Source organism: Bradyrhizobium sp. RP6 (genome assembly GCF_003837805.1).
In the GTDB taxonomy this organism is placed as follows: Bacteria; Pseudomonadota; Alphaproteobacteria; order Rhizobiales; family Xanthobacteraceae; genus Bradyrhizobium.
On the sequence record NZ_RQIT01000001.1, the window covers coordinates 725,626 to 744,712 of the forward strand.

Here is a 19,087-nt window from a genome sequence, read left to right on the forward strand (position 1 = left end):
TGCTTTCAACTCACTGGTTCGCGCCGGTCACCTGCGCGAAGGCGGCCTGATTAATGGTGGTCCCGATGTCGGTTTCAAGCTTGTTGACGTAGGAGGCGACCTGCTCCTCGGTCTGGGCCCGGTCGAGGCTCTCCTTCAGCTGCTTGACCGCGTCGGAGGCGAAGTCGACCGCGGGATCCACGATGTCGGTGACGCGGAAGACGATGACCTCGCTGCCGCCGCTCACGGCTGTCTGTCCGACGCCGTCCTTGGCGGTGCGGAAGGCGGTCGACACGACGGTGGCAGGCACGCCGGCGGGCGAGTCGTCGCGCTTGAAGCCGGCTGCGGTCTCCACCTTGGCGCCGACGGCGGCGGCCTCGTCGGCGAGCTTGCCGCCTGCTTCGAGCTTCTGCACCATCTCGGTCGCCTTGGCCTTCAGCTTGGCCGCGATCTGGTCCTGGCGCCAGCGCGCCTCGACCTGGTCGCGGACCTCGTCGAGATTGCGGTCGCGCGAGGGCGTGATGGCTAGCACGTCGTACCAGACATAGCCGCCCTTGAACGAGATTGCGTCGGTGTCGACGCCGACATCGGTGTTGAAGGCCTGCGACACCACGTCGAGGCCCTGCGGGATATTGGCGACCGGCTGGCCGTTCGGGGCGCGGCCGGACCGGTCGACGGCGTCGATGGTCACGGCGGTGAGGCCGAGCTTCTGCGCCGCGTCGATCACGCTGGAGCCGCCGCCGCGCTCGTCTTCCATCTTGTCGCGGAGATCGGCGACCTTGACGCGCGCACGCTCGGTCGCGATCTCGCGCTTGATGTCGCCGGCAAGGCTGCCGTAGTCCGCCTCTTTGCCCGGCTCGATCTTGTCGACCCTGACGATGGAGGTGCCGAGAGCGCCCTGGATCGGCTGGCTGATCTCACCGACGGGAAGTGCGAAGGCGGCGTCGCCGACCGCGGGATCGAGCGAAGACTTGGTCACGAGGCCAAGGTCGACGTCGGAGGCACTCAGCCCGCGCTCCTTGCCGAGATCCTCGAACGACAGCCCGCCGGCGAGCCGCTCGCGCGCGGCCTGCGCCTCGGCGGCATTCGGGAATACGATCTGGTGGATCTGGCGCTTCTCCGGAGTGCCGAGCCGGTCCTTGCGCTGCTCGAACACCTTCTTGGCGTCCTCGTCGGAGACCTCGGTCCACTTGCCGATCTCTTCCGGCGAGACCACGACGAAGGCGATCTTGCGGTATTCGGGCGCGCGGAACTGGACCTTGTGATCCTCGAAATAGGTGGCGAGGGCTTCGGGAGAGGGCGCGTCGATCTGGCCGGCCTGAGCTGCGTCGAGCTTGACGAATTCAATGGCGCGCTGCTCGTTCTGGTAGCGCGTCAGCACGTCGATCATGGTCTTCGGCGGCTCGATGCCAGCGCCGATCGTGCCGGTGATCTGGCGGCGCAGCGACACCTTGCGCTGCTCGGCGACATAGCGCTGCTCGGTATAGCCGAAATTGCGGATCACGGCCTGGAAGCGGTTCGCATCGAAATTGCCGCCGACGCCCTTGAAGTTGGGATCGTTCATGATGACCTGGCGGATCTGGTCGTCGGTCTGGCCGAGCCCGAGCCGGCGCGCCTCTTCGTCGAGGGCGGCTTCGGCGATGGTCTGCTGGAGCACCTGGCGATCGAGGCCGAAGGCGCGGGCCTGGTCGGGCGTCAACGGACGGCCGAACTGGCGGCTGATCTGCTGCAGGCGGTCGGTGTAGATCTGGCGGAACTCGTTGAGCGAAATCTCGGTGCTGCCGACCTTGGCCACCGTGGACTGTCCAAAGCCCTTGAAGATGTCGGCGATGCCCCAAATGCCGAAACTGACGATCAACACGCCCATCACCACGGCCATTATGGTCTTGCCGAGCCAGTTTGATGAGGCCTTGCGCATTCCTCGAAGCATTTGGTCCAACTTGTTTGGTCAGGAGGGGAACGGAGCGCGTCTTAATGCAGATTCCGCAAAAGCGCGTCACCAAATTGATCAATCATCATAAAGTGGTGGCTTTCCCCCCGCAACCTCGCCTCATGCGACGGCGAGAAGCTGCGGTTAAAAGCCCCTGGTCTCTGGAACTGCAGGAGCACCTCTGCTAGCGCATGAACAAACCTCATATCGCTGGAATTTGACATGACCGACGCCATCCGACCGCTGATCGCCGGCAATTGGAAGATGAACGGCCTGAAGGCCCAGGCTGCCGAATTCGACGCCATGCTCAACGGCGCGGCAGATGTGGCCGGCAAGGCCGACCTGCTGGTCTGCCCGCCGGCGACACTGATTGCGGCGTTCGCCGAGAAGGCGCGTGGCAAGAAGGTTGCCGTAGGGGCCCAGGACTGCCATCCCAAGGCCTCCGGTGCCCATACCGGCGATGTCGCCGCCGAAATGCTGGTGGATGCGGGGGCAGCCGCCATCATCGTCGGCCATTCCGAGCGCCGCGCCGACCACGGCGAGGGCGACGCGCTGATCCGGCAGAAGGCCGAGGCCGCCTGGCGCGCCGGGGCGACGGCGATCGTCTGCATCGGCGAGACGCAGGCCCAGCGCGACGCCGGCCAAACCCTGGACGTCCTGCGTGGCCAGCTCGACGGCTCACTGCCAGACGGCTCCACTGCAGCCAATCTGGTCGTGGCCTACGAGCCGGTCTGGGCGATCGGTACCGGGCTGACGCCGACAGCCAAGGATGTTGAGCAGATTCATGGCTTTATCCGGGAACTCCTGCTCTCCCGGTTCAAAGACGAAGGTGCCAGAATGCGCATCCTCTACGGCGGCTCGGTCAAGCCCTCGAACGCGGCCGAGCTGATGGCCGTGAAAAACGTCGACGGCGCGCTGGTCGGCGGCGCCAGCCTGAAAGCGGCCGATTTCCTTGCTATTGCCAAGGGCTGCCTCTAGCTAACCCAAACCGTTGGTTAGGATCTGATCGGGGGTGGCAATACCCCTCCCGATCGTGTAACACCGCGCAACTTCAGGAAAACCCGCGAAGCGCGATCGGCCGCCGTCAGGCGCCGTCCGCTTGTGAAGGATACTATGCAGACCGTTGTCATCGTCATCCACCTCATGATCGTTGCCGTCATGATCGGCACCGTCCTGCTCCAGAAGTCGGAAGGCGGCGGGCTCGGCATGGGCGGAGGCGCCGGCTTCATGTCGAGCCGCGGCACTGCGAATCTTCTGACTCGTACCACCGCGATCCTGGCCGTCGGCTTCTTCCTCACCAGCCTGTTCCTGTCCTGGTACGCCGGCTACGACCGCAAGCCGTCATCGATCATCGGCCAGCCGTCGCAGACCCAGCCGGCCGGCGGATCGCCCATCGCGCCGCCGACTTCGGGCGGCATCCTGGACTCGCTGAAGAAGGCCGACGAGCAGCAGCAAAACCAGGCGCCATCAGGTCCGCAGGTACCGCGCTCGCAATAAAGCAGGGGGGCCATGCAGGCCGGCTGCTACCGTCCTGCATCAACAATCCCCATCAAGACACTGTCACCACTCTTAGTTCTGGCTCACCCATAGGCCCGCAAAATCTTTGGGGCGGAATACGAATCGCTTTGGCGAATCGAATTTTGGGGATTAGAGGTTAAGTCCCATGGCGCGGTACATATTCATCACCGGCGGCGTGGTTTCCTCGCTCGGCAAGGGTCTGGCTTCGGCGGCACTCGGTGCCCTGTTGCAGGCTCGGGGCTACAAGGTCCGCCTCCGCAAGCTCGACCCCTATCTCAACCTCGATCCCGGAACGATGTCGCCGTACCAGCACGGCGAAGTGTTCGTGACCGATGACGGCGCGGAGACCGATCTCGATCTCGGTCACTACGAGCGCTTCACCGGCAGGCCGGCGACCAAGGCCGACAACATCACCACGGGGCGCATCTACCAGGACATCATCTCCAAGGAGCGCCGGGGCGACTATCTCGGCGCGACCATCCAGGTGGTTCCGCACGTCACCAACGCGATCAAGGAATTCGTCCTCGACGGCAATGACGATTACGACTTCGTGCTGGTCGAGATCGGCGGCACCGTCGGCGACATCGAGGGGCTGCCGTTCTTCGAGGCGATCCGCCAGCTCAAGAACGAGCTGCCGCGCGATCACGCGGTCTATATCCACCTCACGCTGCTGCCCTATATCCCGAGCGCCGGCGAGCTGAAGACCAAGCCGACGCAGCACTCGGTGAAGGAGCTGCGCTCGATCGGCATCCAGCCGGACATCCTGCTCTGCCGCACCGACCGCGAGATCCCGAAGGAAGAGCGGCGCAAGCTCGGGCTGTTCTGCAACGTGCGCGAAAGCGCCGTGATCGAGGCGCGCGACGTCGACAACATCTATGCCGTGCCCGAGGCCTATCACAATGCGGGTCTCGACGACGAAGTGCTCGCCGCGTTCGGCATTGCCTCGCGTATTCCGCCGGAGCTGCGCAGCTGGCAAGAGATCAACGAGCGCATCCGCAACCCCGAAGGCAACGTCACCATCGCCATCGTCGGCAAGTACACCGGCATGAAGGATGCGTATAAGTCGCTGATCGAGGCGCTCTCGCATGGCGGCATCGCCAACAAGGTGAAGGTCAATCTCGACTGGATCGAGAGCGAGATCTTCGAGAAGGAAGATCCGGCGCCGTTCCTCGAGCACGTCAACGGCATCCTGGTGCCCGGCGGTTTCGGCCAGCGCGGCGCGGAAGGAAAGATCAAGGCGGCGCAGTTCGCGCGCGAGCGCGACGTTCCCTATTTCGGCATCTGCTTCGGCATGCAGATGGCGGTGATCGAGGCGGCGCGAAACCTCGTCGGTATTGAGGACGCCAATTCCACCGAGTTCGGCCCGACCAAGGAGCCGCTGGTCGGCCTGATGACGGAATGGCTGCGCGGCAACGAGCTCGAGAAGCGCTCGCAGGCCGGCGATCTCGGCGGCACGATGCGCCTTGGCGCTTATCCCGCCGCGCTCAACCGCGGCAGCCGCGTCTCTGAGGTCTATGGCGGCGCCACCGAGATCTCCGAGCGCCACCGCCATCGCTACGAGGTCAACACCGCCTACAAGGATCGCCTCGAGCAGCACGGCTTGAAATTCTCAGGACTTTCGCCCGACGGCGTGCTGCCCGAAATCGTCGAATACGAGGATCATCCCTGGTTCATCGGCGTTCAGTTCCATCCCGAGCTGAAGTCGCGGCCGTTCGAGCCGCATCCGCTGTTCGCCTCGTTCATCGAGGCGGCGGCGAAGCAGAGCCGGCTCGTCTAGTGGCTCAGCGCGTGGCGGCGTGGTCGCGCGCGTGATGCGCCGGCGCGACCCGCGCTGATGGTTGAGGCGCAAACGATCCCGTGATCAACTTCATCTGAGGTCGCCGCGTCAGCCTGTAGACGGAGGCCGGTGGCACGTTCAGCAAGGCGCGATCCACGAGCTTTGCGCGCAGGCCCAGCCGGTCGAGCACGGGCCGCGGCACCGGGCAGCTCATGCCGTAGGTGAACTGGTAGAAGGCGCCACCGGGACGGAGATAACTGAACGCACCGCTGAGGATCGAGATGACCTTGCGCCTGGACATGTTGAGCAGCGGCAGCCCGCTCACGACCGCGCCGACGGGGGCGCCGTCATAGAGGGGCTCGGTCGTAAGCCGGCCTGCGTCCATCCACAGCACGCGCGCCCCGGGAAAGCGCACTTGCAGGAGCTTCATGAAGTCGGAGCCGCATTCGATCAGCGTGAGATCCTGCGGCCGGACGCCGCGTTTGAGCAGCTTGTAGGTGAACGCGCCGGTGCCGGGCCCGAGCTCGAGAATCGGCCCGGTCGATGCGCTGATCTCGCGCGTGATGAGCTCGGCGAGCGCCGCACCCGACGGCGCGACTGCCCCGACCCGACGCGGGGACGACATCCAGGACAGGAAGAAGGAAAGGAAATCGTTGGGCATGCGCACTCCGGCATCTTGGTTTGCACCTCGAAAGATCAGAGGTGAGACGGATGCAATGTTGCGGAGGTGCATTGCGACTGCATTGCGCTTCAGCGGCGAATGCGGATTGAATCAACTCTGTCGGACCGGCGGCAGCGTCATCCGAAAACAGGCTCCGCCCTCCGGCCCGTCCGCTACGGAGACCTGGCCGCCATGCAGCTGCACGATCTCGCGCACCATGTTGAGGCCGAGGCCGGCGCCGCGATCGAGCGGCGTCAGCCGATAGAACGGCTCGAAGATCTGTTCGCGCTGATCGGCAGGAATTCCGGGGCCTTCATCGGTAACCTCGATAGTCGCGGGCCTGCTGACGCGAATCCCGATCGCGCCGCGGCGAGGACCGTGTTGGATCGCATTCTGCACGAGATTGGTCAGTGCGCGCTCCAGGGCCGCCGCATCGCCGGTCGTTTCGACCGGTGTCGCCGGCGCATCAAGCGCCAGCTCGTAGCCGGCGGCAATCGCCAGCGGCGCAAGGTCGGCGGCGACGCTTTGCGCAACGGCGGCGAGATTGACGCGCGTGAAAGGCTGGCCGCAGCGGTCGAGCCGCTGGATATCGAGCAATTGCTCGGCAAGGGTCGTCAGCCGAGCGGCATCCTGCAGCAGGCGATTCTTGTCCGGCCCAGGGGCAAGTGACTCCAGGCGCGTGTTCAGGATTGCGATGGGCGTGCGCAGCTCGTGTGCGGCGTCCGCGACGAAGCGCTTGTGGCGGGCATAGCCCTCGTCGAGCCGCGCCAGCGCGTCGTTGATCGCGGTCACGAGCGGCAGCACCTCCAGCGGAATCCGATCCACCGGGAGCCGCGCGCCGCGCTGATGAATATCGATGCGCCGTGCCTCGTCCGCTGCGGAATCGAGCCCCCTGAACGCGCTCCGCACCATCATCGGCGTTGCGATGAACGTCGCCGTTCCCATCAGCAGCAGGCCGGGCAGGGCAATGCCGAGAAACGCGAGTGAAGTCATGAACAGCGCCTTGGCGCCGGTGAGACGTCCCTGCGTTGCGGTGATGACCTGCACGTTGCCGGCGTCGGTATCGACCCGCTTCAGCCGCGCCGCCGGCTTGCGCGGATCGTCCTCGAACAACTGCCAGCCGAGCCGCGCCTGGCTGATCTGGTCGAGACCGCCGCCGATCGCGGTGAATTCGGCCGGCACGGAGCCTTCGCTGAGGACGCGACCCTGCCGATCGCGCACCAGGAACCAGAGGTCCGGCGTCTCATTGCGCAATTGCTGCAGATCGGCCGTCGGCCGCAAGGCCAGTTCGCCTTGCGCCTCGCGCGTGAGCGCGCGCTGGACGACATCGATGACGCGGTCCTCGTCCCTCTCGGCCAGCACGAAACCGGAGGCGCAAAGCGCGGCGAGGACGATCGCAACCAGCGCGACCAGGATCGCGGCCTGAAGCGAGAGCAGGCGCCAGCTCAGCCGCGAGCGCAGGCAATAGGGATCGTCGTGTTTGCTCATGGCAACTTCTTGAGCAGATAACCAACGCCGCGAATGCCGTGGATCTCGATACCCGCATCGGCTTCCGCGAGCTTTCGCCGCAGCCTCGATACATGCGTGTCGAGCGCGTTCGACTGGATCTCGTCGTCGAAATTGTAGACCGCCTCTTCCAGCGCCGAGCGCAGCACGGTTCGGCCCATGCGACGAACCAGGGCTTCCAGCACCAGGAGCTCGCGGCGCGGCAGCTCGAACGGCTGGCCGTCGATGCTGGCCTCGCGATGGCCGATGTCGAAGGCGAGGCGGCCCGCGCGAATGATTTCGGGGGAGAGGCCGGCGGGCCGCCGCAGCACTGCGCGGAGCCGGGCCAGCAGCTCCTCGACTGCAAACGGTTTTGCCAGATAGTCGTCGGCGCCGCCGTCGAGCCCGGCGATGCGGTCGGCGAGCTCCCCGCGCGCAGTCAGGACGATGATCGGTACGCCGTCGGCGCGCGCGCGGAGCTTTGGGATGAGGGCAAGGCCATCGCCGTCGGGAAGCTGGCGGTCGAGCAGGACGGCGGCATGGACGTCGGCGGAAATGGCCTCCTCCGCCTCGGCGAGCGTCGGGGCATGGTCCACCACCATGTCGTAGCGCTTCAGCGCCGAGGCCAGCGCGCAGGCCATCTCCGCTTCATCCTCGACGAGCAAAATCCGCATGTAACAGGCACCTGAACCTTAACTCAGCCTTTCTAGCGGCCCGATCATTGCGGCAGCATTGCGGGAGTCTGTGCGGCGCCGGAAGCTCAAAGCCATGCGCAGAACGCCACAGGGGCGGCCGGGCCGCGCTCAAGACACCGTCGGGGCCAGCCGCTATAACCGCCGGACCTGTTCAGGGAGGAACATGAATGATCTACGAAATGCGCGTCTATCGCTGCGTGCCCGGCCGCCTGCCGGCGCTGTTGAGGCGGTTCGAGACCGTCACGCTGAAGCTGTGGGAGAAGCATGGCATCCGCCAAGCCGGGTTCTTCACCACGCTGATCGGAGAATCCAACCAGGAGCTGACCTATTTCCTGGCCTGGGAGTCGCTCGCCGAGCGCGAGAAGAAGTGGGGCGCGTTCATGACCGACCCGGACTGGATGAAAGCGCGCGCCGAGAGTGAAGCCGACGGCCAGATCGTCGGCAATATCGTCAGCCAGCTCCTGACGCCGACTGCCTTCTCGGTCGTGAAGTAGGAACCTGCCGATGCAAGGGCGGCGCCGGCGGCCCCGGCGCAACCCTGATATTCGGGCCGCCCGGACCGAATAGGGTTGATCCGACCTTCGTGGCGGCTATGGTCGCGCCGAAACGAGGGATTTGTCTTGAGCTCTTCGACGTCAGCGGCGCCGGTCGTCACCATTGGCACGGTCAAGTTCGGCAATGATTTGCCGATCTCGATCATTGCTGGACCCTGCCAGCTCGAAAGTCGCCAGCATGCGTTGGAGGTCGCGTCCGCGCTGAAGGAGATCGCCGCGCGGCTGAACATCGGCCTCGTCTACAAGACCTCCTTCGACAAGGCCAACCGCACCAGCGCGTCGGCGGCGCGCGGGCTTGGCCTCGCTCAGTCGCTGCCGATCTTCGCTGAGATCCGATCCTCGCTCGGCCTGCCGGTGCTGACCGACGTGCACGAGGCCACGCAATGTGCCGAGGTGGCGCAGAGCGTGGACATCTTGCAGATCCCCGCGTTCCTGTGCCGCCAGACCGATCTCCTTCTGGCAGCCGCCGCGACAGGCAAGGTCGTCAACGTCAAGAAGGGCCAGTTCCTGGCGCCCTGGGACATGGCCAATGTCGTGAGCAAGATCACCGGCGCCGACAATCCCAACGTGCTCGTCACCGAGCGCGGCGTGTCCTTCGGCTACAACACGCTCGTCTCCGACATGCGCGCGCTGCCGATCCTGGCGCGCACCACCGGCGCGCCCGTCATCTTCGACGCCACCCATTCGGTGCAGCAGCCGGGCGGGAAGGGGACCTCCTCGGGCGGCGAGCGCGAATTCGTGCCGGTGCTCGCACGCGCGGCCGTTGCGGTCGGCGTTGCCGGCGTCTTCATCGAGACCCATCCTGATCCCGACCACGCGCCCTCGGACGGACCCAACATGGTCCCCCTGCGCGAGTTCGAATCGCTGATCGCCAGACTGATGGCATTCGACGCGCTCGCAAAGAATCCGCACTGATGCAGGAAGGCGAGGCGCGGCCGCCCGATCATGGCTTGCCGACGGCGCTCTACGTCATATCAGGGGCGAGCTTCGCCGCTGCACTCTCGGCACGCGCGCTCGATCCGGTGCTGCCGCACGTCGCCGAGGATTTTGGCGTCAGCATCGCCACCGCTGCGGGCTTCGCCGCGGTGTTCGCTTTCACCTTCTCGATCATCCAGCCGATTATCGGCGCCGCCGCCGACCTGTTCGGCAAGACGCGGCTGATGATCGGCTGCCTCGCGCTGCTCGGCCTTGCCAACATCCTGGGCGCGCTATCGTCCTCGTTCTCGGTCTTGTTCGCGACCCGTATCCTCGCCGGCATCGGCTCCGGCGGCGTGTTTCCCGTGGCGCTGAGCCTCACCAGCGATCTCGTCGGTCCCGACAAACGCCAGGTCGCGATCAGCCGCACGCTCGCCGGCGCCATGACCGGCAATCTGCTCGGCGCCTCGGCTTCCGGCCTGATCGGCGATTTCCTTGGCTGGCGTGGTGTCCTGGCGGTGCTCGGCGCGCTCGTAATCGTCGCCTCGATCGCCGTTGCCGCCGGCTTCCATGGCGCCAAGGTCAAGCATCCGCCGAAGACGAGCCTGTCGGCGCTGAAGGCCGGCTACCGCACCATCTTCACCAACCCGAACGCCTATGTCTGCTACTCTGCGGTGTTCATCGAAGGCTGCTGCGTGCTCGGGCTGTTTCCCTACATCGCTTCGTTCCTGTTCGAGCTCGGCCAGACTTCGCTGTCGATCGCCGGCATCGTTATCGCCGGCTTTGCTGTCGGTGGCCTGTTCTATACGCTGACGGTGTCGCGCCTGCTGCCTTGGCTCGGCGTGAAGGGCATGATGATCGCGGGCATGACGCTGGTGGCCTCGCAACTCGTCGCCGTGGCCTTCGGTCCGCGCTGGGAGGTTCAGGCGCTGAACCTCGTCGTCATGGGCTGGGGGTTCTATATTGCCCATGGCTGTCTTCAGGTGTTCGCCAGCGAACTGTCGATCGGGGCGCGGGCAACGGCGATGTCGCTGCATTCATTCTTCTTCTTCATGGGCCAGACCGTGGGCCCAATCGCCTATGGCCTCGGTCTCCAGCATGGCGGCAAGGTTCCGACGCTGCTTGTGAGCGCCGCAATCATGGTGGTGCTGGGCCTGGTCTGCGCCCGCCTGCTCAGGCAGCGGGCACCGTCCGACGCACTGGCCTGACGGACGGCGACACGATGCATGTCCGGTTTGATCGCGGGGCTCGGTGGAGAAGGCTAGCTCACGCAGTTCTTGCGATATTCGGCCGGCGTGACGTTCATGTGTCTGCGGAAAATCCGATTGAGATGACTTTGATCGGAAAATCCGCTCAAGAGCGCAATTTCCTTCAGGGCGAGCCGATCCTTGCGCAGATGTTGGCGGGCGCGCTCCACCTTGCGGCGCAGGACGTAGGCATGCGGCCGCATGCCATAGTGCACCTGGAACTTGCGCGCGAACTGCACCGGCGAGCAGTTGCAGATGTTGGCTAGCTCGTCGAGCGTGATGTTCCTGGAGATGTTCTGCTCGACATAGTCCTCGATCAGCCTTGCATGCGCCGGCCTGAAGCGCCCCTGCGGACAGGGCAGTTTGAATTCCACCGAGGCATATTTTCGCAAGATGTGCACGCTCGCCTGAAGTGCCAGCGCATCGTAGCAGAGCCGGCCGCCCGGACCGCCTTCGGACACTTCCTGCACCATCCGGTCGCCGATCCAGGTCAGCACCGGGTCTTCGATCCTGAGCAGATCGTGGAGTTCGACGCTTCCTGAGTCGCGGTCGAATGCCTCGCTCGCGGTCTTCGTCATCAGGCTCGGCGAGATGTAGAAATGGCTGACTTCGAGGTCATTGCTCCAGCGCCAGTGCGAAGGCTCCGCACGTGTCAGCAGGGTTGTGACGCCACGTCCGACGTGATCCTGCTTCCAGGCGCCGGTCACACGGCGATTCATCGACGTTGTGCCTTCGCGATAGACGACGATCAGGAAATTCTCCGACGGCGGCACCAAGATGTCGGACGGCGCATAGCGGAAGACGCGCAGCCGAAAGTCAGTCTTGCCCACCGCGGAACTGTCCAGCATTAATTGGCCGGGAGCGTAGCGTGGCAACTCCTCGACCGTGATGAATTGGCCCATCGCGCGAGACTCCTTCCCTGAATTCTAAGGCGCGGTTGACCGCTTCTGCTTCTCATTGGCCGAACGGCGGAGACGAGCATAAGCCGGTTTCGCCATTTGCCAAGCGAGCCGTGTTGCCGAACTGCAGAACCGGCAAGGAGCGCGCGGCTTCGTTCAAAGAATTGTCCGATTTGTTCAAGCTCCAGCCGCCGGAATACTCATAGCTTTTCGCCGTCCCGTACTGACGGGATCAACAATGACGCGCTGCACCACCATCCGATCGCATGACGGATGGGGAAGGTCGTGCGCACTCAAAAATCACCGAGGAGGAATAAATGGCGGAAGCCCTGACCAAATCCAATGGAAGCAACGGTTCGCACGGAACAGCGAAGTTCGATGCCGTGGTTGTCGGAGCCGGCGTCGCCGGGCTCTATCAACTCTATCGTCTGCGCGAGCAGGGATTGAGCGTCAGGGGGATCGACGCCGCGTCAGGCGTAGGCGGCACGTGGTATTGGAATCGATATCCCGGCGCGCGCTTCGACTCCGAGGCCTACATCTATCAGTATCTTTTCTCCGAGGAGCTCTACAAGGGTTGGAGCTGGAGCGAGAAGTTTCCGGGCCAGCCCGAAATCGAACGCTGGATGAACTACGTCGCCGACCGTCTCGATCTGCGCAAGGACATCCAGTTCAGCACGACGGTCAAGAGCGCGCACTTCAACGAGGCCACGCAGCGCTGGCTGGTCACGACCGACCGGGGCGATTTGATCGACACCCAGTTTCTAGTCACCTGCTGCGGCATGCTGTCGGCTCCCTACGTATCCTTTCCGGGGCAGGAGACTTTCAAGGGACAGTTGTTCCATACGGCGCGCTGGCCGGAGCAGCCTGTCGACCTCGCAGGCAAGCGCGTCGGAGTCATCGGCAACGGTGCGACCGGCATCCAGGTCATCCAGACGATCGCCGGCGATGTCGGCCATCTCAAGGTGTTCATCCGCACGCCGCAATACATCATCCCGATGAAGAATCCGAAATTTGGGGCCGCGGAGGTCGAGGACTACAAGTCGAGATTCAAGTCGCTCACCGAACGCCTGCCGCGCACATTCACCGGCTTTGAATACGACTTCGAGCACGCCTGGGCAGACCTCACGCCGGAGCGCCGCCGCGCGGTGATCGAAGCCTGCTGGAATGACGGTTCCCTGAAGCTATGGATATCCTCATTCGCCGAGCTGTTCTTCGACCCGGAGGTCAATGCCGAGATCTCCGAATTCGTGCGCGGGAAGATGCGCGAGCGGCTCGGGGATCCGAAACTGTGCGATGCGTTGATTCCTGCCGATTATGGCTTCGGAACGCACCGTGTGCCGCTCGAGCAGAACTTCCTCGAGGCCTTCCATCGTCCCAACGTCGAGATCGTCAGCGTCAAGAGCAATCCGATCGATCGCGTCACGCCCACGGGTATTCAGACCGCTGACGGTACGGTCCACGAGCTGGATGTCATTATCCTGGCAACCGGCTTCGACGCCGGCACCGGTGCCTTGACGCGCATCGATATCAGGGGCCGCGACGGTCGATCGCTGAGGGAGGACTGGAGCAGGGACATCCGCACCACGATGGGCCTGCAGGTTCACGGCTATCCCAACCTGTTCACGACCGCCGTTCCGCTCGCTCCGTCGGCCGCGCTGTGCAACATGACCACGTGCCTGCAGCAGCAGGTCGAATGGATCGATGACTGCATCAAGTACATGCGCAGCAAGGATCTGAAGGTGGTCGAGCCGACAAAGGACGCCCAGGACAGCTGGGTGGCCCATCACGACGAGATCGCAAACGCGACGCTGATCGCGAAAACCAATTCCTGGTACCTGGGCTCGAACGTCGAAGGCAAGCCGCGCCGTGTCCTGTCGTACTGCGGCGGCGTCGGCGCGTATCGACAGAAGTGCGACGAGGTCGCGGTGAACGGTTACGAGGGCTTCGCGATGCAATGAGCGCTCGCGACGCGAGCGTCGACCACATCAATCAATCCAGCACGGGAGGACGATCATGATCATGAATTTTGGCGCGACGGCAGATGCTGTTCTCGACGGCGTCGTCACATCCACGCCGCGCGTGCCCGGCGTTGTCGCGATGGTGACGGACCGCCGGCGCAACATCTATGAAGGCGCAGCCGGCAAACGCCGTCTCGATCGGCCGGCGGACATGACTACCGACAGCGTCTTTGCCCTTTTCTCCACCACCAAGGCGATTACCGGAACGGCCGTTCTGCAACTCGTCGAAGAAGGCAAGCTCGATCTCGATGCGCCCGCGAAGCGCTACGCGAACGAGATCGGAAAGCTGCAGGTGATCGAGGGCTTCGATGCAGCGGGAGAGCCGATCCTGCGTGCCCCGAAGCGCGATATCACCACGCGCATGCTGATGACCCACACAGCGGGCCTGAGCTACGATTTCATCAACCACACCTATAACCGACTGGCCCAGGAGAAGGGGCAACCCAGCGTGATCACAGCGAGCAAGGCCTGCTTGATGACCCCGCTGCTGTTCGATCCCGGCGAGCGCTGGGACTATGGGACAAATCTCGACTGGTGCGGCCAGATCGTCGAGGCGATCACGGGCAAGCGACTCGGTGAAGTCTTCAAGACGCGCATCTTCGAACCGCTCGGGATCGAGGACATGACCTTCGAGCTGACCGATGCGATGCGCCAGAAACTGGCCGGCATCCACGCGCGGAACGCCGACGGGTCGCTGACGCCGATGGATTTCGAGCTTCCGGCGAAGCCCGAAGTCCATATGGGCGGCCACGGCCTGTACGGCACGGTCGGCGACTACATGCGTTTCATCCGCATGTGGCTGAATGACGGAGCTGGCGAGCACGGCCGCGTGCTGAAAGCCGAAACCGTGCGGATGGCGGAAAAGAACCATCTGGGCGACAGGAAGGTAACGCCGATCACGGGTGTCATCCCGTCGCTGTGCAACGACGCGGAATTCTTTCCGGGCCAATCCAAATCCTGGGCGCTGAGCTTCATGGTCAACGACGAGGAAGCCCCGACGGGACGTCCCGCCGGCGCGTTGGGCTGGGCCGGGCTCGCCAACCTGTTCTACTGGATCGATCGGCAGAACAACGTCGGCGGGTTCTGGGCCACCCAGATTCTGCCCTTCGGCGATCCGACATCGTTCATCGGCTATATGAACTTCGAGACGGGATTCTACCAGAGCCTCAGGCAGCGCTTGGCGAGCTAGGACCATGATGCGAGAGCGGCCTCGTCGCTGTCGACCGAGGCCGTTCTCTCTCGATCGTCACACGTGACCGAGCTATGCCCTAGCCCCGCCCGCGATAGGGCGCGACGCCTTGCTCGGGCACCCACAGGCCCTTCGGCACGCGGCCGGTCTGCCAGAACACGTCGATCGGGATGCCGCCGCGCGGATACCAGTAGCCTCCGATGCGCAGCCATTTCGGCTTGATCTCGCTGGCGATACGCTTGCCGATCATCACGGTGCAGTCCTCGTGGAAGGCTCCGTGGTTGCGGAAGCTCGCGATGTAGAGCTTGAGGGACTTCGACTCCAGCAGCCACGCGCCCGGCGCGTAGTCGATCATCAGATGCGCGAAGTCGGGCTGGCCCGTGACCGGGCAGAGCGAGGTGAATTCCGGCACGGTAAAGCGCACCAGATAATCGGTGCCCTTTTGCGGATTGGGCACGCGGTCGAGCTGGGCTTCTTCCGGTCTGTGCGGCCACTCGACGGCCCGGCCGAGTTGGAGGGATTTCTTCGCCATCGTCGTCACATCCTGTTTCGGGTGCCGGGATGGACGCAAATGCCGCTGTCGTCAACCGCTCGCGATCGTCTGGATCATGACGATCCGGTCGTTGCCGGACTCGCAGCCCCAGAGCTCACCCGGCCTGCCATCGAGCTGGCGCACATTGGCGTTGGCCTTGTCGCTGGCGAACACGTTGAACTTCTCGCTGGCGGGATCGAAGCGCACGATGGCGTTTGCCGAAAAGTCCGTGAGCCAGACCTTGTCCTTGTCGTCGACGAAGACGGCGTAGGCGCGGGGGCGTTCGCCCGGCAGCTTCCACGTCTTCCAGGAGCCATTGGCGGGATCGTGCACCGAGACGTGGCCGCTGTTCCACTCGCTGACCCAGATCCGCCCTTTCGAATCCGACCAGACGCGCCGCGAACCCTGGTTCGGCGTCGGCGGCTCGACCACGGTCGCGTTGCCGCTCGCGAGGTCGATCTTCGCGATGTGGCTGCCGGCGAGGGAGGCGTACCAGACCTCGCCTTTGGGCGTGACCGTGATGCCGTAGGGACCGATGCCCTTCGGCGCCTTGAACACATTCATTTCGCCGGTCCTCGGCGCGAGCCGGCCGTAGTAGCCGGACTGGCCGGTGAACCAGTAGGTGCCTTCCTTGTCGAACACGCCGGTGTTGAGGTTGGCGTAGGCGAACTTTTCCGGCAGGCGGAACAGCGTCACCTTGAGATCGCCGGGATCGACCCGCGCGATCGCGTTCTGGCCGCCCTCGGTGATCCAGGGCGCTCCATCGGGGCCGACGGTCACGCCATGCGGCGCTGCGCCCTGGCCGAGGCTGACCGTCTTGAAACTGCCATCCCGGGGATCGAGCCTGCCGAGCAGGCCCTTGCCCTGCGCCGTGAACCAAACCGCGCCGTCAGGCGCGGGCGTGAGATCATGCAGGCCGATGCCCGGGCTGATGGGATAGTATTTTGTCCGAAACGGGACTTCCTGTGCAAAACCCGGTTGGGCGGCGAGCAGCGCGGCACCCGAAGCAAGAAACTGGCGGCGATTCATGGCGTTACCCCGACTGTTTCAGATTGAGGTTGGGCACGCGGACCAGATGCGGTCGAGCATAATCTGAGGCGCTTCACGCGTCAGTCGAAGCGGCTCTTCCAAGCGTTCACATTTGCTTGCGGCCCGTGTAAGACCCGCGGCACCGATCAGCCCTAACGAACGGAAGTGGACATCATGACCGCCATCATCGACATCATCGGCCGCGAAATCCTCGATAGCCGGGGCAATCCCACCGTCGAGGTCGATGTCGTGCTGGAGGACGGCGCGCTCGGCCGCGCCGCGGTGCCGTCGGGCGCCTCGACGGGCGCGCATGAGGCGGTGGAACTGCGCGACGGCGACAAAGCCCGCTATCTCGGCAAGGGCGTCTCCAAGGCGGTCGGCGCCGTCAACGGCGAGATCTTCGAGGCCCTGAGCGGCCTCGATGTCGAGCAGCAGGCCCAGCTTGACCAGATCATGATCGATCTCGACGGCACGCCGAACAAGAGCCGGCTCGGCGCCAACGCCATTCTCGGCGTCTCGCTCGCCTGCGCCAAGGCTGCCGCGAACTCACTCGACATGCCGCTCTACCGTTACGTCGGCGGCACCTCGGCGCGCCTGTTGCCGGTGCCGATGATGAACATCATCAATGGCGGCGTGCATGCCGACAACCCGATCGACTTCCAGGAGTTCATGATCTTGCCGGTCGGGGCACCGAGCTTTGCCGAGGGTCTGCGCTACGGCGCAGAGGTGTTCCACACGTTGAAGTCGGAGCTCAAGAAAGCCGGCCACAACACCAATGTCGGCGACGAGGGCGGCTTTGCGCCGAATCTGCCGTCCGCGGACGCCGCGCTCGACTTCGTGATGAACGCGATCGGCAAGGCCGGCTTCAACGCGGGCGCCGACATCGTGCTCGGCCTCGACTGCGCCTCGACCGAGTTCTTCAAGGACGGCAAATACGTCTATGAGGGCGAGGGCAAGACCCGCTCGATCTCCGAGCAGGCGAAGTATCTTGCCGATCTGGTCTCGCGCTATCCGATCGTGACCATCGAGGACGGCATGTCGGAAGACGACATGGACGGCTGGAAGGAGCTCACCGATCTCATCGGCAAGAAGTGCCAGCTGGTCGGCGACGACCTCTTCGTCACCAACGTCAAGCGCCTCGCCGAAGGCATCAAGGCGGGCCGCGCCAACTCGATCCTGATCAAGGTCAACCAGATCGGCACGCTGACCGAGACGCTGGCCGCCGTCGAGATGGCGCACAAGGCGGGATACACCTCGGTGATGTCGCACCGCTCCGGCGAGACCGAGGATTCCACCATCGCCGACCTCGCGGTCGCCACCAATTGTGGTCAGATCAAGACCGGCTCCCTTGCCCGGTCCGACCGCACCGCCAAATACAACCAGCTCCTGCGCATCGAGCAGCAGCTCGGCAAGCAGGCGCTCTACGGCGGCAAGGCGGCACTGAAGGCGCTGGCATAAGCCGGCGCCGCGCAAAGACGGACAGGGGAGGATCGAGATGAGCGACGGCAAGACCGGACTGCAACTGCGTTCGCTGCTGAAGAAGAGCGGCGAGCTTGAACTGTCGCTCGTGAACGTCCCGACGCCGGAGCCGGCCGACGACGAGGTCGTGGTCCGCGTCGAGGCCACCCCGATCAACCCGTCCGACCTCGGGCTTCTGATCGGGGCGGCCGACATGTCGGCCGCCCAGGCCTCCGGCACCAGGGAGATGCCGGTCATCACCGCCACGATGCCGGAGGCGGCGATGCGGATGATGGCGGCCAGGTTCGATCAGTCGCTGCCGGTCGGCAACGAGGGGGCCGGCACGGTGATCGGGACCGGATCGTCGGACGCGGCGAAGGCGCTGATGGGCAAGACGGTGTCGATGATTGGTGGTGCGATGTACACGCAGTACCGCGTGCTCAAGGTCCGCGACGTCATGGAGCTGCCGGCGGGCACCACGGCCGCGGACGGCGCTTCCTGGTTCGTCAATCCGCTGACGGCGCTCGGCATGACCGAGACGATGCGGCGGGAGAACCACAAGGCGCTCGTGCACACGGCTGCCGCTTCCAATCTCGGCCAGATGCTCAACAAGATCTGCATCAAGGATGGCATTGGCCTCGTCAACATCGTCAGGAACAAGGAGCAGGCCGACATCCTGCACAAGATCGGCGCCAAATACGTCGTGGATTCCAGCGCGCCTGATTTCATGGATGACCTCACCAACGCGCTGGTCGAAACCGGCGCCACGATCGCCTTCGACGCCGTCGGCGGCGGCAAGCTGGCGAGCCAGATTCTGACCGCCATGGAAATCGCAGCCAACAAGACCGCGAAGGAATACAGCCGCTACGGCTCCAACGTGTACAAGCAGGTCTACATCTATGGCAGCCTCGACACGCGCCCGACCGAGCTGAACCGCTCGTTCGGGCTGAGCTGGGGCGTCGGCGGCTGGCTGCTGACGCCGTTCCTTCAGAAGATCGGCCCGGCCGAGATCGGCCGCCTGCGCCAGCGCGTGGCGTCCGAGCTGAAGACCACCTTCGCCAGTCATTACACCAAGGTGGTGTCGCTTGCCGAGGCGCTCGATCCCGCCAACATCGCGATTTACGCCAAACGCGCCACCGGCGAAAAATTCCTCATCAACCCGAATAAATAACCGTGACCTGCGACGGCGCGTGACCCGGGG

General features: G+C 64.5%; 17 protein-coding genes. 10 read left to right on the forward strand and 7 right to left on the reverse strand.

Features of this window, described 5'->3' with window-relative positions; translation table 11 throughout:
* Positions 1-10: 10 nt before the first annotated feature.
* Positions 11-1,909, reverse strand: a complete 1,899-nt coding sequence (locus EHH60_RS03855) for a peptidylprolyl isomerase (protein WP_124158129.1) — start codon at positions 1,907-1,909, stop codon at positions 11-13.
* A gap of 222 nt (positions 1,910-2,131) precedes the next feature.
* On the opposite strand from EHH60_RS03855, the gene tpiA reads away from it, so the two are divergent.
* The 3 genes from tpiA (at position 2,132) to pyrG (ending at position 5,204) form a co-directional block, all read left to right on the forward strand.
* On the forward strand, positions 2,132-2,887 hold the full coding sequence (tpiA, locus tag EHH60_RS03860) for a triose-phosphate isomerase (RefSeq protein WP_124158130.1): 756 nt from the start codon (positions 2,132-2,134) through the stop codon (positions 2,885-2,887).
* Positions 2,888-3,022: 135 nt separating this feature from the next.
* On the forward strand, positions 3,023-3,406 hold the full coding sequence (gene secG / locus EHH60_RS03865; RefSeq protein WP_124158131.1) for a preprotein translocase subunit SecG: 384 nt from the start codon (positions 3,023-3,025) through the stop codon (positions 3,404-3,406).
* 166 nt (positions 3,407-3,572) lie between these two features.
* Positions 3,573-5,204, forward strand: coding sequence for a CTP synthase (pyrG, locus tag EHH60_RS03870; RefSeq protein WP_124158132.1), 1,632 nt, complete (start codon positions 3,573-3,575; stop codon positions 5,202-5,204).
* A gap of 4 nt (positions 5,205-5,208) precedes the next feature.
* Here the strand turns inward: pyrG and EHH60_RS03875 are convergent, their stop codons facing one another.
* The 3 genes from EHH60_RS03875 to EHH60_RS03885 form a co-directional block, all read right to left on the reverse strand.
* Positions 5,209-5,865, reverse strand: coding sequence for a class I SAM-dependent methyltransferase (locus tag EHH60_RS03875; protein WP_199751276.1), 657 nt, complete (start codon positions 5,863-5,865; stop codon positions 5,209-5,211).
* A 111-nt stretch (positions 5,866-5,976) separates the two neighbouring features.
* Positions 5,977-7,353 (reverse strand): sensor histidine kinase, encoded by a 1,377-nt coding sequence (locus EHH60_RS03880; RefSeq protein ID WP_124158134.1) that lies wholly within the window; start codon positions 7,351-7,353, stop codon positions 5,977-5,979.
* The gene (locus EHH60_RS03885) at positions 7,350-8,024 is read right to left on the reverse strand and encodes a response regulator (RefSeq protein ID WP_124158135.1); all 675 of its coding nucleotides are present in this window, start codon (positions 8,022-8,024) and stop codon (positions 7,350-7,352) included. The genes EHH60_RS03880 and EHH60_RS03885 overlap by 4 nt, the downstream gene beginning before the upstream one ends.
* A gap of 188 nt (positions 8,025-8,212) precedes the next feature.
* Between EHH60_RS03885 and EHH60_RS03890 the strand changes: the two genes are divergently transcribed.
* From EHH60_RS03890 to EHH60_RS03900, 3 genes are all read left to right on the forward strand, one after another.
* Positions 8,213-8,539, forward strand: a complete 327-nt coding sequence (locus tag EHH60_RS03890) for an NIPSNAP family protein (RefSeq protein ID WP_124158136.1) — start codon at positions 8,213-8,215, stop codon at positions 8,537-8,539.
* Between the two features lie 126 nt (positions 8,540-8,665).
* Positions 8,666-9,514, forward strand: a complete 849-nt coding sequence (kdsA, locus tag EHH60_RS03895; RefSeq protein ID WP_124158137.1) for a 3-deoxy-8-phosphooctulonate synthase — start codon at positions 8,666-8,668, stop codon at positions 9,512-9,514.
* The gene (locus EHH60_RS03900; protein WP_124158138.1) at positions 9,514-10,722 is read left to right on the forward strand and encodes an MFS transporter; all 1,209 of its coding nucleotides are present in this window, start codon (positions 9,514-9,516) and stop codon (positions 10,720-10,722) included. Before kdsA ends, EHH60_RS03900 begins: the two co-directional genes overlap by 1 nt.
* Before the next feature lie 53 nt (positions 10,723-10,775).
* On the opposite strand, the gene EHH60_RS03905 is transcribed toward EHH60_RS03900, so the two are convergent.
* The gene (locus EHH60_RS03905; RefSeq protein WP_124158139.1) at positions 10,776-11,663 is read right to left on the reverse strand and encodes a helix-turn-helix domain-containing protein; all 888 of its coding nucleotides are present in this window, start codon (positions 11,661-11,663) and stop codon (positions 10,776-10,778) included.
* A gap of 314 nt (positions 11,664-11,977) precedes the next feature.
* Here EHH60_RS03905 and EHH60_RS03910 point away from each other — a divergent pair, with 314 nt between their 5' ends.
* Both EHH60_RS03910 and acmB read left to right on the forward strand, forming a co-directional pair.
* Positions 11,978-13,618, forward strand: coding sequence for a flavin-containing monooxygenase (locus EHH60_RS03910; protein WP_124158140.1), 1,641 nt, complete (start codon positions 11,978-11,980; stop codon positions 13,616-13,618).
* Positions 13,619-13,673: 55 nt separating this feature from the next.
* Positions 13,674-14,867, forward strand: coding sequence for a methyl acetate hydrolase AcmB (gene acmB, locus EHH60_RS03915; RefSeq protein ID WP_124158141.1), 1,194 nt, complete (start codon positions 13,674-13,676; stop codon positions 14,865-14,867).
* Positions 14,868-14,946: 79 nt separating this feature from the next.
* On the opposite strand, the gene queF is transcribed toward acmB, so the two are convergent.
* Positions 14,947-15,399 carry a preQ(1) synthase gene (queF, locus tag EHH60_RS03920; RefSeq protein WP_199751277.1) on the reverse strand — a complete coding sequence of 151 codons (453 nt, stop codon included), beginning with the start codon at positions 15,397-15,399 and terminating at the stop codon, positions 14,947-14,949.
* 51 nt (positions 15,400-15,450) lie between these two features.
* On the reverse strand, positions 15,451-16,428 hold the full coding sequence (locus tag EHH60_RS03925; protein WP_124158143.1) for a Vgb family protein: 978 nt from the start codon (positions 16,426-16,428) through the stop codon (positions 15,451-15,453).
* A gap of 174 nt (positions 16,429-16,602) precedes the next feature.
* Here EHH60_RS03925 and eno point away from each other — a divergent pair, with 174 nt between their 5' ends.
* A complete protein-coding gene (gene eno / locus EHH60_RS03930; protein ID WP_124158144.1) occupies positions 16,603-17,886 on the forward strand; it encodes a phosphopyruvate hydratase in 1,284 nt (427 codons plus the stop codon).
* Between the two features lie 37 nt (positions 17,887-17,923).
* Complete coding sequence (locus EHH60_RS03935) at positions 17,924-19,057, forward strand: zinc-binding dehydrogenase (protein ID WP_124158145.1); 1,134 nt, start codon at positions 17,924-17,926, stop codon at positions 19,055-19,057.
* Positions 19,058-19,087 lie beyond the last annotated feature (30 nt).

What these genes read in the sequence shown, in the direction of transcription:
- EHH60_RS03900 (WP_124158138.1), top strand. Translation starts at nt 9,514, where the DNA reads ATGCAGGAAGGCGAGGCGCGGCCGCCCGATCATGGCTTGCCGACGGCG.
- EHH60_RS03905 (WP_124158139.1), bottom strand. Translation starts at nt 11,663, where the DNA reads ATGGGCCAATTCATCACGGTCGAGGAGTTGCCACGCTACGCTCCCGGC.
- EHH60_RS03935 (WP_124158145.1), top strand. Translation starts at nt 17,924, where the DNA reads ATGAGCGACGGCAAGACCGGACTGCAACTGCGTTCGCTGCTGAAGAAG.
- EHH60_RS03925 (WP_124158143.1), bottom strand. Translation starts at nt 16,428, where the DNA reads ATGAATCGCCGCCAGTTTCTTGCTTCGGGTGCCGCGCTGCTCGCCGCC.
- secG (WP_124158131.1), top strand. Translation starts at nt 3,023, where the DNA reads ATGCAGACCGTTGTCATCGTCATCCACCTCATGATCGTTGCCGTCATG.
- EHH60_RS03855 (WP_124158129.1), bottom strand. Translation starts at nt 1,909, where the DNA reads ATGCTTCGAGGAATGCGCAAGGCCTCATCAAACTGGCTCGGCAAGACC.
- eno (WP_124158144.1), top strand. Translation starts at nt 16,603, where the DNA reads ATGACCGCCATCATCGACATCATCGGCCGCGAAATCCTCGATAGCCGG.
- EHH60_RS03890 (WP_124158136.1), top strand. Translation starts at nt 8,213, where the DNA reads ATGATCTACGAAATGCGCGTCTATCGCTGCGTGCCCGGCCGCCTGCCG.
- EHH60_RS03910 (WP_124158140.1), top strand. Translation starts at nt 11,978, where the DNA reads ATGGCGGAAGCCCTGACCAAATCCAATGGAAGCAACGGTTCGCACGGA.
- queF (WP_199751277.1), bottom strand. Translation starts at nt 15,399, where the DNA reads ATGGCGAAGAAATCCCTCCAACTCGGCCGGGCCGTCGAGTGGCCGCAC.
- EHH60_RS03885 (WP_124158135.1), bottom strand. Translation starts at nt 8,024, where the DNA reads ATGCGGATTTTGCTCGTCGAGGATGAAGCGGAGATGGCCTGCGCGCTG.
- EHH60_RS03880 (WP_124158134.1), bottom strand. Translation starts at nt 7,353, where the DNA reads ATGAGCAAACACGACGATCCCTATTGCCTGCGCTCGCGGCTGAGCTGG.
- acmB (WP_124158141.1), top strand. Translation starts at nt 13,674, where the DNA reads ATGATCATGAATTTTGGCGCGACGGCAGATGCTGTTCTCGACGGCGTC.
- EHH60_RS03875 (WP_199751276.1), bottom strand. Translation starts at nt 5,865, where the DNA reads ATGCCCAACGATTTCCTTTCCTTCTTCCTGTCCTGGATGTCGTCCCCG.
- pyrG (WP_124158132.1), top strand. Translation starts at nt 3,573, where the DNA reads ATGGCGCGGTACATATTCATCACCGGCGGCGTGGTTTCCTCGCTCGGC.
- tpiA (WP_124158130.1), top strand. Translation starts at nt 2,132, where the DNA reads ATGACCGACGCCATCCGACCGCTGATCGCCGGCAATTGGAAGATGAAC.